The organism is Deinococcus detaillensis, assembly GCF_007280555.1.
Taxonomy (GTDB): domain Bacteria; phylum Deinococcota; class Deinococci; order Deinococcales; family Deinococcaceae; genus Deinococcus; species Deinococcus detaillensis.
Window position 1 is genome coordinate 40,646 of sequence record NZ_VKDB01000013.1, and the last position, 13,480, is coordinate 54,125.

The following is a 13,480-nucleotide window of genomic DNA, read 5'->3' on the forward strand; positions in this document are numbered from 1 at the left end:
CCGTTAGAATGCCTTCATGCAGATTCGCCTTGACCCCTGGCCAGTGGACACTTTAGACGGCCAACTCACTCTCAAACCCTTTGCCGGGTTGGTGTACGACGCCGAAACGCCGCGCTGGGCCGCTATCAATCAAAAGCCAGTGCCGGAAAGCCTGAAGCGGGTGCTGACCATTGACGGCAAACCGCGCATGGAAGCCCGCTTGTTGGTCGACGACGACGGCAAACTGAGCGTGGCGGGCTTCGGGGCTTACGTGGTGGGTGCGGTGGATTTGTGTCCGCATGGCACGCGCCAAGCCGAGCTGCTGAACGTGGAGGCCAAGCGCATTTTGGCCTACAGCGACGAAGCTGAGGGCCGGATGCCTATTTCCCGTTTCTCGCCGCGCAACCCGCACACGGGCGCATTGGAGTATCAGCCCCACAGCTTCGCCGGTTCTCAACTCGAAGGCCCCAAGAGTGCCGTGCAGCGTTTGATGCTGGCAGGCGAACAAACGCTGGCCGCTCAGCTCGCTTCGGCTTTGCCTTTAGATGAAACCGATGTCAACGCCCTAGCCGATACGCTGGTGCTGCAAGATGGCCCGGTCAGGATCGGCACGGCGGGCAGCGCGGTGGTGGGCTGCGTCAAAACCCTGCACACCGATTACCTCGGCGCTGACCGGATTGGCCTGCTGAGCGAACTCAGACCCGGCGAGCGCACCCCGATTTTGCGCTTCGCAGTGGGTGACAACGGCTTGGCGCAGTCTCAGGGCCGTGAGCAGCGCTTTACCTGGTACGTGCGGCTGTCTGAAGCTCCCTTTTATCAGCACCCGCTGGCCGGAGTGATGCGCTTGGAGATGCACGCGCCCGAAGACACCGACTTCGTGCCCCGCGCCGTGCAAGACATTGCCAACCTGTCGGGGTCGCTGCTATGCCGCCTCGCCAGCCAGCCGCACAAAGACGCCCGCGCTCCGCAAAACTTGATTCCCACTGCCGCGCTTGAGCAGGCGATGGGGCGGGCGATGGGCAGTCTGGACTTGGTGACCCGGCGGATTAGAAGTCACTTGGCGCGGGAATTGGGGGTGGTGGCGTGACCCGCAATCTCTCTCTAGACGGCCCCATTTCCCCCACGCCGCCTGAACGCATCGGCATGGTGCTGGGCACTGAAGACGCTACGCCCACCATTTTCTGGTTCTCGGTGTCGCCGGGCGCGAGTGTGCAGCTCGACGATCTGGTGGTGGTGCAGACCATGAAGCCCAACGGCCAGCCGGTTGACTTTTACGGCCTGGTGGACAATGTCCGCAAGCGGCACGAGGGCGTTACCTTCGAATCGGACGTGGAAGACATCGTGGCCGGAGTGCTGCCCGCCTCGGTAAGTTATGCGGCGCGGGTGCTGGTGACGCGGGTCAGTCCCGAAGACTTCATTCCGCCGCAGCCCGGCGACATCGTGCAGCACGCACGCGGCAAAGCTTTAGAGATGGCCCTCAGCGCCGACAAGATGAAAGAAGCTGCCTTTCCTGCCGGGTTGCTGGCCGATGGTCAAATTCTGCCGCTCAATTTCCGCTTCATCAACGGCGAATCTGGCGGTCACATCAACATTTCCGGCATTTCGGGTGTGGCGACCAAAACCACTTACGCGCTGTTTTTACTGCATTCTATTTTCCGCAGTGGCGTGATGGACAAAGTGGCCCTCAAGAAAAATGGGCGGCAAGCCGGGTCGGCAGGCGGCAAGGCAATTATTTTTAACGTCAAGGGCGAAGATTTGCTGTTTTTGGATAAACCCAATAACGAAGTCGTAGAAAGAGAGACTGAAGCCCGCGCCGCCAAAGGCTTGACTGCCGACCGCTACAGCTTGTTGGGCTTGCCGATGTCACCCTTCCGCGACGTGCAGTTTCTGGCCCCACCGCGTGCCGGTGCGGTCGGCGCGGCCATCGTCCCGCACGTGGATCAACGCGCCGAGGGAGTCACGCCGTTCGTCTTTACTCTGCGCGAGTTTTGCCAGCGCCGGATGCTGCCCTACGTGTTTTCCGACGCCGGAAGCAGCCTCAATCTGGGCTTTGTCATCGGTAATATCGAGGAAAAATTGGCCCGACTGTCGGCTGACAGTACAGGTGCGGCTCTGCTGGTTTCCGATTGGGACCCGGCGCAGTCTGAGGAGATTCCCGACGATATTCAGTTTGACGCGCTGGGCAAAGTCAGCCTCCAAACTTTCGGGCAGCTCATTTCCTACCTCGAATACAAACTGATCGATCAAAATGACGGCGAGGGCGATCCCAAGTGGGTACTCAAGCAGTCGCCGGGTACGCTGCGTGCTTTTATCCGGCGGCTGCGCGGCGTGCAAAAGCACCTGACGCCTTTGGTGCGCGGCGACCTGACCCCCCAGCAAGCCGAGAAGTTTCGACCCAACCTGATCAGCGGCGGTTATCAGCTGAGCGTGGTGGACATTCACAACCTTTCCGGCCCGGCCCAGATGTTCGTGGTGGGCGTGATGCTGCGCGACCTCTTTGAATACAAGGAAAAAAACGGCCGCCAGGACACGGTGTTTGTGGTGCTGGACGAACTCAACAAGTACGCCCCCCGCGACGATTCCAGCCCGATTAAAGACGTCCTGCTAGACATTGCCGAGCGTGGCCGCAGCCTCGGCATCATCCTTATCGGCGCTCAGCAAACCGCCAGTGAAGTGGAGCGGCGCATCGTGTCCAACGCCGCCATCCGGGTGGTGGGCCGCCTAGACTTGGCCGAGGCCGAGCGGCCCGAGTACCGCTTCCTGCCGCAGAGCTTTCGCGCCCGCGCCGGCATCTTGCAGCCCGGCACCATGCTGGTGTCTCAGCCGGATATTCCCAACCCGGTGCTGATCAATTACCCGTTTCCGGCGTGGGCCACCCGCAGCGACGAGGTCGACGAGCATGCGGGCAGGGAAGTGGCTGAAGTCGGCGCGGACTGGCTGGACTGAGGCCGAACGGGTGCTCGTCGCCGACGCTCAAAACCTCATCCGCCAAGCCGTGCAGACAGGCGAAGCGTGCGCCGATCTCAGTGCAGGCGGTGGCACCTTCGCGGCAGCACTCTCGGTTTTACTGGGGCCAAGCAGTGCGGTGCTGTCGATAAACAACGATGCCCGCGCCCTGAGTCAAATTTCAGCTGTTGTAGGCGGCGCACCCATTCAAACCCTGACAGCCAATTTCACCGCTCTGCCGCCCCTGCCCCCGCAAGACGGCCTGCTGCTCGCCCAAAGCCCAAGGCACCACGCTGGAGCGCTTGCGCGGGCTGCTGCACCCTAACGGCAAGGTGTTGATAGTGGAATACGACTTGGAGCGCGGTTCGGTGTGGGTGCCGCATCCACTTTCACTTGCCAAATTGCAAATCCTCTGCGCCGAACTCGGCTGGCCTGCGCCGCAGAAGTTGGCCGAGCACCCCCCACGGTACCAGCGAGGGATGATTTCCTCGGCTTTGATTGCATGGGTTGAGAGCTGAGTTTGCCTTTCTTTAACAGCTCTTTGACGAGCGTTTGACGCCCCAACGGATTCAATGGTGGACGAGGCAGGCGCACCTCCACCATGCGCCCCGCTTCGGAGGTGCGCTATGAGCCGAATCCTGATCCTGATCGCTGCTGTGACCCTTTCACTGACCAGCAGCGCCGACGCCTCTTACTTGTACTGGACGTCTACCTCAACCAAGGCCGAACGTATTAGCACTTGCCTGCGTTTTGCTAAAGACGGTTTCTCCGATCTGGGCTACAAGGGCATTCGGTTCACGCCGGGCGTGGAAGTGTCGGGCAGCAAGTCGGGAGTATACGTGGCCGTGACGTGTATCGGCACTCAGCCCCGCGCGACAGCGGTGGTGATGGGAATGGGCGGCGACGGCAAGCTGGTCAACAAACTGCAAGCAGAACTGGCCCAACGGATATCCCTATATTTTTGCTTTACTGGCAACTGTGACTGAGTGGGAGTAATTTAACGCCGCGGCTGCCATTTACCCTGCCTCTTCCCCGCTAGACTGCGCTTCGTATGCCCACCTTGCCCGAACTGCGCGACAAACTCCGGCGGCCCTTAGAGTTGGAGCGCTTACGCGGCTTTGAGAACAAAGCGGTAGCGGGCGGCCTGGAAAAACTGATGGACGGCCCGTTGGCTGGCCCCTTTCCTAAAGTGCGCGAGGCGCTGCGCGGTTACGACAACCTGAGCCTCGCCGAGCGTGAGGAGGCTATAGAAGCGGCCCTGAACTTACTTCAAGGCGGCCCACCCAGACCGTCCAGCCTGCCCAAAGTGGCCCGCCAGGACCCTCAACTGCCCGCCGCGCCTGCGGGAAGTCGGCTTGGCCCCAGTGCACCGCTGGCCCAGCTCGATTGGGGACACGGCGGCCTCAAGAAGCTGAGTGCTCTGGGCCTGCAAACGCTGCGCGACGTGCTGCACAATTACCCGCGCCGTCACGAAGACCGCCGCGCTCTGCCCTCGCTGGCCGAAATCGAGGACGGCCAGAAAGCCACAGTGTCGGGCGTGCTCATCTCCAAAACCCGCACCAGCCCCCGCCCCGGCATGCAAATCTTGAACGCGGTGCTGCAGACCTCTAGCGGCGAGCGCATCAAAGCGACCTGGTTTAATCAGCCGTGGGTCGAAAAGAACCTGCGCGAGGGAGCCAAGCTGATTCTGACCGGGCGGGTCAAGCGCTTCGGCAAGTCGGCGCAACTCGGCGTGGAATACATGGAGACGCTGGACAGTTCTTCCGGCAACTCAGCTTCCGGCAGCATCAGCATTGGCCGCATCGTGGGCGTCTACGACGGCAAAGACGGGATCAGCCAAGACTTTTTACGCAAGTCGGCGCAAATGGCGCTCAGCCGCAGCGACGACGGTGATTATTTGCCGGGCCACTGGCGCAAGCAGTGCAACCTGACTGACCTCACCGACGCCCTGCAAGGTATCCATTTCCCGAGCGACGAGGCCCACCTCTCGCGGGCCGATTACCGTCTGCGTTTTGACGAATACCTGTTTTTGGAACTCCGAATGCTGCTGCAAGGCGAAGACGCGGTGCTGCTGGGCAAGCGCTTTACCGCCACCGACCGCGATATGCAGGACTTTGAAGCGGGCCTGCCGTTCCAGTTCACCGGAGCGCAGCGGCGAGTCCTCTACGAAATTGCCGACGATATGCGCAGCGAGCAGCAGATGGCCCGCTTGGTGCAGGGTGATGTGGGCAGCGGCAAAACGGCGGTGGCCGCCTGCGCCCTGTATTTGGCCTTCAAGGACGGCTACCAGGGCGCACTGATGGCCCCCACCGAGATTCTGGCGCGGCAGCACTACGTCAACATGCAGGCGTATCTCGCGCCGCTGGGCGTGCGGGTGGGCCTGCTGATCGGAGCGCTGACTCCCAAGCAAAAAGCCGAGATGCAGGCCACCATTGCCAATGGTCTGGTGGACATCGTGGTGGGCACTCAGGCGCTGATTCAGGAAAACGTGACCTGGGCCAATCTGGGCCTCGCTGTGGTGGACGAGGAACACCGCTTCGGCGTAGCCCAGCGCCGCAAGTTGCTGGCGGGCCGCCCCGACGTGCTGGTGATGTCGGCCACCCCGATTCCGCGCAGCTTGGCGCTGACCGCTTACGGCGACTTGGAGCTGAGCATCATCGATGAGCTGCCGCCGGGCCGCACTCCCGTCGAAACCAAACTCCTACAAGACACCCACCGCACGCAGGCTTACGGCTTCGTGATGACCCAGCTCCGTGAGGGTAGACAGGCTTTCGTGGTCACGGCACTCATTGAAGAAAACGAAAACCTGGAGCTGCTGGCCGCCACCCAACTTGCTGACGACCTACGGGTGATCTTGCCGGAAGCCCGAATTGACCTGCTTCACGGCAAAATGCCCGCTGCTGAAAAGGACGCCATCATGGAGCGCTTCCGGGCGCAGGCGTTTGACATTCTGGTGTCCACCACCGTGATTGAAGTCGGCGTGGACGTGCCCAACGCCTCGGTCATGGTCATCGAAAATGCCGAGCGCTTCGGGCTGTCACAGCTTCATCAGCTTCGCGGGCGCGTCGGGCGGGGCAGTGCCAAGAGTTACTGCCTGCTGGTGGCGGGCGAATATTCCCAAAAAACCCGCAAGCGCCTCAAGATCATCGAGGGCAGCACCGACGGCTTCGTGATCGCTGAAGCGGATTTAAAGCTGCGTGGCCCCGGCGAAATTCGTGGTACCCGGCAGAGTGGCATTCCCGATCTTAAGCTGGGCGACTTAGCGAGCGACGTAGAAATCATCGAGCGGGCGCGTGAACTGGCCAAACACATTCTCAGCCACGATCCGGCGCTCAAGCACCCGCGCCTGAGCGGGCTGCGCGAGGAGCTGCAGGCCCGCAGCAATCAGGTGGCCTACCGCGAGGTCATTTGAGTTGGTTGCTCACTTTCATTGAGGTTGCGTGAGCACTGGCTCCGCTGTCCTTCATCAGGCCGTGACGCGGCTGTGACGTTTTGTTAATACACTGTTCTCAACAGCGCAGAAGTGTGGGCCGAGTGAAGTCTGCCGCGCAGTGGGAGCCGTGTTCAGCCGAGAGGTTGGACGCGGCTCCTCCTTTTTGGTTTGAGAATTTCGCGGCGCGTGTGTGAACGGCGAAGGTTTGCGGGGTGCTCAGGCCGTACCATAAGCGACATGACTTCTTCTCAAGTGCAGCCAACTTCATCCAAACCCATGCACGGCAAAACGGTGCTAATCACTGGCGCGACCAACGGTGTGGGCAAAGCGACAGCCGCCGACCTGATTCAGCAGGGCGCTGAAGTGTGGATCGTGGGGCGCGACGCCCAGAAAACTGCCGCCGTGGCGCAGGAAATCGGCGCGGCGGGGCACTTGCTGGCCGATCTGAGCCTTCGCCCCGAAGCCGCCCGGATGGCCCGTGAATTTACCGAGCGGGTGGGCAAGCTGGACGTGCTGATCAACAATGCCGGTGCGATTTATGACCGCAGGCAAGAAAGCAAAGAAGGCATCGAGATGACGTGGGCCTTAAACCACCTCGCTTACTTCATCGTCACGCGTGAGCTGCTGCCGCTGCTGCGGGCTAGTCGGGGGCGCATTGTCAACGTCTCCAGCTCGGCGCACGCGGGCGGCAAAATCCGCTGGCAAGACCCTGAATTCAAAACTGGATACAGCGCTTGGGGAGCCTACAACCAAAGCAAGTTGGCCAATGTACTGTTTACCCGCGAGCTGGCTTACCGCGAGCGTGAATCTGGCGTCACCGTCAACGCTCTGCACCCCGGCTTCGTGGCGTCGGGATTTGGCCGCAACAATTCCGGTATGGGCAAACTGCTCAACATGACCTCGGCGCTGGCCATCAACGATGAACAGGGCGCACAGACCAGTATTTATCTGGCCTCCAGCCCTGACGTGGCCGGCAAATCGGGCTTGTATTTCAACAAAAGCCAAATCGCTCAGCCCGCTGCTCAGGCGCTCGACGACGCGGCAGGAAAACGGCTGTGGGCCTTGTCGGAGAGCTATTTGTAAAGCCAGTTTGGCCTGTAAGCAAAGAAGAACGGAAGAACTGGGGCAATCCCCGCTTCTTCCGTTCTTCTTTTCATCTTGGTTTTATTGCGTGTTGTCGATCACCACGGTAAAGCTCTTGCTGGCCTTGCCGCCCGCCGGAACGTCTACCCGCAGCTCGGCAACGCTCTGATTGGCCTTGGTCACGCCGTCGATGACGACTTTGCGCCCGCCGATTTGCTCGCTGATTTCGGCGCGGACTTGGCGGTTTTTGCTGCTCTCGAAGGTGTAGGTGACTTTATAGGTGCCGCCGTTTTTGGTGCTGCTGACGGTCTGCACGCTGCGGGTGTAGCGGACATCCGGGTCGCGGCCCAGACTGAACTCCACATTCTCACCTTTGGCCGTTTCGTCGAGGCTGGTTTGGCCCGAGATGCGCCCGTCTTCGCGCACGGTCAGTTGGCCGCCCGGCAAGTTCTGGTCGGCCTTGAAGCGGTACGAACGGTTGAGCGTGCCGGCGCTTTTCTGGGTGTCGAAGTACATGCTCAAGCTGGCGTAGCGCTCAAAGGTGCTCAGTTTGGGCGCTAAGAACGGCAAGGTGTAGGTGCTGTTGGCCGGCAAAGTGAAGGCCGAGTCCAGGCCGTAGCGGTAAAGGCCATTGACGGTGCCGAGCGCTCCGACTTTGGGCGCGGGCATAGGCGCGGATGCGCCGGCCATATCCGCCACCCGCGATTCGTACATGACTGGCCGGGCGTCCTGAACGTCCACTTGCCCTGCCAGCAGCTCGGTGGCGGTCACGTTGTAAACCTGGTCGGCGTTGTTGCGAATGTCGGCCAGAGCCGAGAGCGAAGCGCTGCTGCCCGACGTTTTGAGGGTGTAGCGCGGCGTCCAGCTCAGGGCGCGGGTCAGGTAGCTGAGCGTCCCCTTGCCGGTCTGGGTCAGGGTATAGACCAAGCTCTGGCGCGGCTGCTGGGCGTTCAGCGGCGGCAGTGTGGGAAAGCTGAGCTGGCTGTAGGCCACGTTGCGGTACTGGCCGCTGGCGTCTTTGATCAGCAAATCGGCGGCGCGAACCAGGGTCACGGTCTGGGTTTTGTCTGGGCCAGCAAAATTCGCTTCGCGCAGGGTCACAGTCTTGCCTTCCAAGCTCGTCAGCCAGCTCACGCCGCGCATCTGCACCGCTTGGGTGTAGGGCAGGCCCTCCAAGTCGAGCGTGCCGGGAATCAGGTTGCTCCAAGCGCTGTCGGGCAAGTCGACTTGAAAGGCCGTGGCGCTGGCCGTGACTGGCGTGCGAACTTCGCCGAAGTTTTGGTAAATTCGCAGGTCGGTGGCATGGGCGCTGCTCAGCGCGAGAGCGCCTATGACAGTTACGGCTTTGCTGATCGTATTCATAGCTTGTACTTTGCGATACTTTTCCTGATGAGGCGTGAGAAGAGCTGACGGGCAAGCCACAAAAAAGGGCTGAGCGCTTTTTTCTCGCTCAGCCTCTGCTGTTTTGACTTGACGTTCCCTGTGCTGTTTGAAAGGGTCTTACAGCACGTCGTCCCGAATACAGGCTTTGAAGTGACCCGGCGAGACTTCGCGCAGCTCCGGGATCACGTTGGCGCACTCGGCAATGGCGTAGCGGCAACGGGTACGGAAGACGCAGCCGCTCGGCGGGTTGATCGGGCTGGGAATGTCGCCTTCCAAGATGATGCGCTGGCGCTTGATGGTCGGATCCGGCACCGGAGCGGCGGAGAGCAGCGCCTCGGTGTAGGGGTGCTTGGGGTTGCGGTTGAGTTCGCGGCTGGTGGCAATCTCCATGATCCGGCCCAGATACATCACGATAATCCGGTCACAGATGTATTCCACGACAGCCAAATCGTGGGCGATGAACAGAACGGTCAGGCCCAGCTCTTCCTGAAGGTCCTGCATCAGATTGACGACCTGCGCCTGAATCGACACGTCGAGCGCCGACACCGGCTCGTCGGCCACGATGAAGCTGGGATCAACCGCCAGAGCGCGGGCAATGCCGATGCGCTGGCGCTGGCCGCCGGAAAACTCGTGCGGGTAGCGGCGCATGTGCTCGGGCCGCAGCCCCACTTTTTGCAGCAAGCTGGAAATTCGGTCGGCGCGGGCCGATCCTTGATGCAGCTTGTGAATATCCAGCGCCTCGCCGATGATGTCGCTGACGGTCATGCGCGGGTTGAGACTGGCAAACGGATCTTGGAAGATGATCTGCATCTGGCGGCGGTAATCGCGCATCTCGGATTTGCCGAGCTTGGTGATGTCGGTGCCGTTGAAGATGACCTGTCCGCCGGTCGGCTCGATGAGGCGCAAGATGGCGCGCCCGGCCGTGGTCTTGCCGGACCCCGACTCGCCGACGAGGCCCACCACTTCGCCTTTGGCGAGCTGAAACGACACGTCGTTGACGGCCTTGACGTTGGCAACCACCCGCGAGAGCAGCCCGCCGCGAATGGGGAAGTATTTCTCCAGGTTCTGCACGCTCAAGAGCGGTGCGGCGGCAGCACCGACAACGGCTCCGGGGATGCTAGCGGGTTTATTTAAGTTAGCGGTCACAGCATGCCTCCGGTGCGGGTCGCCGTACCGTCGGCGCTGATGTCCATCGTTTGGGCCTGTCCGGTGGTGATCAAGGAATCAAATTCTTTCCAGCGGATGCAGCGCGACATGTGGCCGCCGCCCGTGTCTTCTAGAGCAGGCACGGCTTTGCTGCAATCGGGAATGGCAAACTTGCACCTCGGCTCGAAAGCGCAGCCGGGCGGCAAGTTCAGCGGATTGGGCACGTTACCGGGAATGGCCTCCAACCGCTCTTTTTTCTGGCCTGCGGCGGGGTGGTACTCGGCTTCGTGATCCACGCGGGGAATCGAGTTGAGCAGCCCCATGGTGTAGGGGTGGCGCGGCGCGTGGAAAATGTCGTTGACATCGGCTTCTTCGACCACGCGCCCGCCGTACATCACCACCACGCGGTCCGCCATTTCCGCCACCACGCCGAGGTTGTGGGTGATAAAGAGGATGCTCATACCGATTTCTTTTTGCAGCTTGCGCATCAAATCCAGAATCTGAGCCTGAATCGTCACGTCGAGGGCGGTGGTCGGCTCATCGGCAATCAGCAGCGCCGGATTGCACGACAGCGCCATGGCGATCATGACGCGCTGCCTCATCCCGCCGGACATCTGGTGGGGGTACTCATTGACCCGCTTTTCAGGGGCCGGAATGCCGACAAGGCGCAGCATGTCAGTGGCCACCAGCATGGCTTCCTTGCGGTTCTTGTTTTGGTGCAGGCTGACGGCTTCAGCAATCTGGTCGCCCACCGTGTAGACCGGGTTGAGCGAGGTCATCGGTTCTTGAAAGATCATCGAGATGTCGTTGCCGCGAATCTTGCGCATCTCGGCTTCGCTCATGTTGGCAATGTCAGTGGTGCGGCCATCCTTGCCGGTAAACAGCATCTCGCCCTCGACGATCTTGCCGGGCGGCACAGGAATAAGGCGCATGACACTCAGGCTCGTCACACTTTTGCCGGAGCCGGACTCGCCGACGACGGCCAGCGTCTCGCCTTTAGCGATATGAAAAGTCACGCCGTCGACCGATTTGACCACGCCGTCGTCGGTAAAAAAGTACGTCTTGAGGTTTGTTACCGAAAGCAGTGTGTCGGCGTGTTTGTGGGACGCGGAGGTGTTTTTGGTCAGGGTCATGCAGGCTCCTTGGCAAGGAAGGGAAAAGGCCGTAAACCGAACAACAGCTGGCGTCAAATTTCTTGGATTTCCTCGGCTACAAGGAGAAAGAGGTGGAAGGCATCATAGCGCTAAATGGCGAGACTCCGTAACATCGGCGGCAATCTACGCCTTACTGGCGCTTGCGGGGATCTAGGGCGTCGCGCAGGCCATCACCGAGCAGTTGGAAGCACATCACTGTCGCCACGATGAAATAGCCGGGAATAAGCACCCAGGGCCGCTGGGTAATCGACGCGAAGCCGCCTTCCTGGGCCTGACTGAGTAGGCTGCCCCAAGACGCATATGGCTCTACTGCGCCGATGCCTAAGAAGCTAAGGCCAGATTCCAGCAGGATGTAACCGGGAATCGCCAGACTCAAGCTGATAATCAGGTAACTGGTCATGGACGGCAGCATATGGCGGAACATGATCCGGCCATTCGATGAACCCAATGCCGTCGCCGCCGAGACATAATCCTGCTCCCGGACGCTGAGCAGTTGACCACGCACCACGCGGGCCAGGCCCCCCCAACTGATGAATGCCAGAATTCCTAAAATGACGTAAAGGACCAAGATAGGATTGAGGTCTGATGGAAAAATGGAGCGCAGCAAGATCACCAGAAAAAGGTAAGGAATAGAAGCGATGACCTCAATCAAGCGCTGAATCAAGTTATCGACCACGCCGCCGAAATAAGCGGAAATAGCCCCCATTGCCATGCCGATCACGGTAGCGATCAAAACGGCGAGGACGCCAATCGTTAAAGAGACTTGCGAGGCGTAGAGCGTCCTGGAAAGCAGATCGCGGCCCAGTGCGTCGCCGCCAAATAAATACACTTTGCAAACCGGATTGCCAGTGCCAAAAAGGTGCAAATTGGACGGTATGAAGCCCAAGATCTTGTAAGTTTCGCCCCGCACCCCAAAATAAATGGGGCATTTTTCTTTGGTCGCTTTATACTCATTGACAAAGGTGTTCATGTTGAGCTGCTGGGTGTAGTTGTTAACGTATGGCCGGGAGAGGCCGCCGTTTGAAGTGAAATGAATGGGCGTGGGCGGATGAAATGGCGTCAGATTGGTGGTGCTGTAATTTGACAGACCGTCGGGAGCCAAAAAACCACCGAACAAGGCCATCAGATACAGCAAGATCAGCACGACGCCGCCGAATTTGGCGGTGGCGTTTTTTCTGAACTGCTCCTTAGCAATGGCAAATTGACCCTGATTCTTGTTGATCGCCTTGGTGGGCGTGGCGGCGGTGGTCATCGCTGGCTCCCTGAAGTGATTGAAAAAACGTGTGTCATTTCTTAAAACCCGCCCTCACGAATAGCGAATGCGCGGATCGACCACGCTGAGTAAGATGTCGCTGACGGCGTTGCCGATGATCAGCAGGGCCACTGTCAAAATATTAAACCCGGCAATCAGATAAAGATCGCGGGCATTGATCGAGTCGAGCAGCATCGGTGTGATGCCGGGATAAGCGAACACCACTTCGACGAATCCTGCGCCGCTGATCAGTGCAGGCAGCTGGCCGCCGAGTCCGGCCACGAACGGGATAATGGCGTTGCGGAGCGTGTGCTTGTAAATCACTATGAACTCGCTCGCGCCTTTAGAACGGGCCGTTCTGACAAAATCGGCCCGCAGGTATTCGAGCATCTGTCCGCGCAGGATGCGGGTAAAACCTGCTACGTCGCCCACCGCAACCACCAGAGCGGGCAAGAGAATATGTTTGAAGATGTCCCAGAACCGCCCGAACGCGCCGAGCGTGCTGTAGTTGTCGCTGGTCATGCCGCCGGTAGGAATAGCCCAGCCGGTGGCAAAGCGAAGCTGCACGATGCCGTAAAGCACGATCAGTGCCAGAAAAAAGCTGGGGAAGCCCAGCAAGAAATACATCACGCCGCTGCTGATTTTGTCGCCCAGGGTGTACTGCTTGACCGCTCCGTAAACGCCCAGCGGAATAGCGATGGCGTAAAAGAGCACCAAATACAGCGCCACCAAGTACAGCGAGTTGAGAATACGCGGCCAAGCGATGGCCAGCACCGGCTGCTGGTACTGAAAGGAAAGTCCCAGATCGCCCTGCACCACATTTTTGATCCAAGTGAAGTACTGAATGATAGGCGGCTGATCTAGGCCAAAGCTCCGTCTCAGATTTTCAAGCTGCTGGGGTGAGATGGCCGGATTGAGCCGGGCAGGCGTCAAGAAATCGCCGGGAGCGAGCTGAATGACAAAGAAAATCAGCATACTGGCCAAAATCAAAGTGGGAATGGAGTTGAGAAAGCGGCGAAGCAGGAAAACTAACAATGGCGGCTCCTTCTTACTTTAGGGTGCGGTTCGATATGCAGTGGGGGCTATTCGCGGATGCGAACGGCC

12 protein-coding genes are annotated in these 13,480 nt (G+C 59.9%); 7 read left to right on the forward strand and 5 right to left on the reverse strand.

All coding sequences use genetic code 11. From position 1 onward, the window contains the following. Positions 1-16 precede the first annotated feature (16 nt). From FNU79_RS11980 to FNU79_RS12010, 7 genes are all read left to right on the forward strand, one after another. A complete protein-coding gene (locus tag FNU79_RS11980; RefSeq protein WP_143721068.1) occupies positions 17-1,066 on the forward strand; it encodes a DNA double-strand break repair nuclease NurA in 1,050 nt (349 codons plus the stop codon). 56 nt (positions 1,067-1,122) lie between these two features. Continuing rightward, a complete protein-coding gene (locus tag FNU79_RS11985; protein WP_143721110.1) occupies positions 1,123-2,925 on the forward strand; it encodes an ATP-binding protein in 1,803 nt (600 codons plus the stop codon). Positions 2,926-2,935: 10 nt separating this feature from the next. Beyond that, positions 2,936-3,250, forward strand: coding sequence for a hypothetical protein (locus FNU79_RS11990; protein ID WP_143721069.1), 315 nt, complete (start codon positions 2,936-2,938; stop codon positions 3,248-3,250). Between the two features lie 7 nt (positions 3,251-3,257). Further along, positions 3,258-3,443, forward strand: a complete 186-nt coding sequence (locus FNU79_RS11995) for a hypothetical protein (protein WP_143721070.1) — start codon at positions 3,258-3,260, stop codon at positions 3,441-3,443. Positions 3,444-3,551: 108 nt separating this feature from the next. Beyond that, positions 3,552-3,911: a hypothetical protein gene (locus FNU79_RS12000; RefSeq protein WP_143721071.1), complete on the forward strand. Its 360-nt coding sequence runs from the start codon at positions 3,552-3,554 to the stop codon at positions 3,909-3,911. Positions 3,912-3,976: 65 nt separating this feature from the next. After that, positions 3,977-6,337 (forward strand): ATP-dependent DNA helicase RecG, encoded by a 2,361-nt coding sequence (recG, locus tag FNU79_RS12005; protein WP_143721072.1) that lies wholly within the window; start codon positions 3,977-3,979, stop codon positions 6,335-6,337. A gap of 258 nt (positions 6,338-6,595) precedes the next feature. After that, positions 6,596-7,441 (forward strand): SDR family oxidoreductase, encoded by an 846-nt coding sequence (locus tag FNU79_RS12010; RefSeq protein ID WP_143721073.1) that lies wholly within the window; start codon positions 6,596-6,598, stop codon positions 7,439-7,441. Positions 7,442-7,522: 81 nt separating this feature from the next. On the opposite strand, the gene FNU79_RS12015 is transcribed toward FNU79_RS12010, so the two are convergent. From FNU79_RS12015 to FNU79_RS12035, 5 genes are all read right to left on the reverse strand, one after another. Continuing rightward, positions 7,523-8,803 (reverse strand): DUF4139 domain-containing protein, encoded by a 1,281-nt coding sequence (locus FNU79_RS12015; RefSeq protein WP_143721074.1) that lies wholly within the window; start codon positions 8,801-8,803, stop codon positions 7,523-7,525. Between the two features lie 138 nt (positions 8,804-8,941). Then, a complete protein-coding gene (locus FNU79_RS12020; RefSeq protein ID WP_185974701.1) occupies positions 8,942-9,940 on the reverse strand; it encodes an ABC transporter ATP-binding protein in 999 nt (332 codons plus the stop codon). 26 nt (positions 9,941-9,966) lie between these two features. Then, positions 9,967-11,103: an ABC transporter ATP-binding protein gene (locus tag FNU79_RS12025; protein WP_143721076.1), complete on the reverse strand. Its 1,137-nt coding sequence runs from the start codon at positions 11,101-11,103 to the stop codon at positions 9,967-9,969. 151 nt (positions 11,104-11,254) lie between these two features. Continuing rightward, positions 11,255-12,376: an ABC transporter permease gene (locus FNU79_RS12030; RefSeq protein WP_143721077.1), complete on the reverse strand. Its 1,122-nt coding sequence runs from the start codon at positions 12,374-12,376 to the stop codon at positions 11,255-11,257. Between the two features lie 54 nt (positions 12,377-12,430). Further along, positions 12,431-13,411 (reverse strand): ABC transporter permease, encoded by a 981-nt coding sequence (locus FNU79_RS12035; protein WP_143721078.1) that lies wholly within the window; start codon positions 13,409-13,411, stop codon positions 12,431-12,433. Positions 13,412-13,480: the final 69 nt, after the last annotated feature.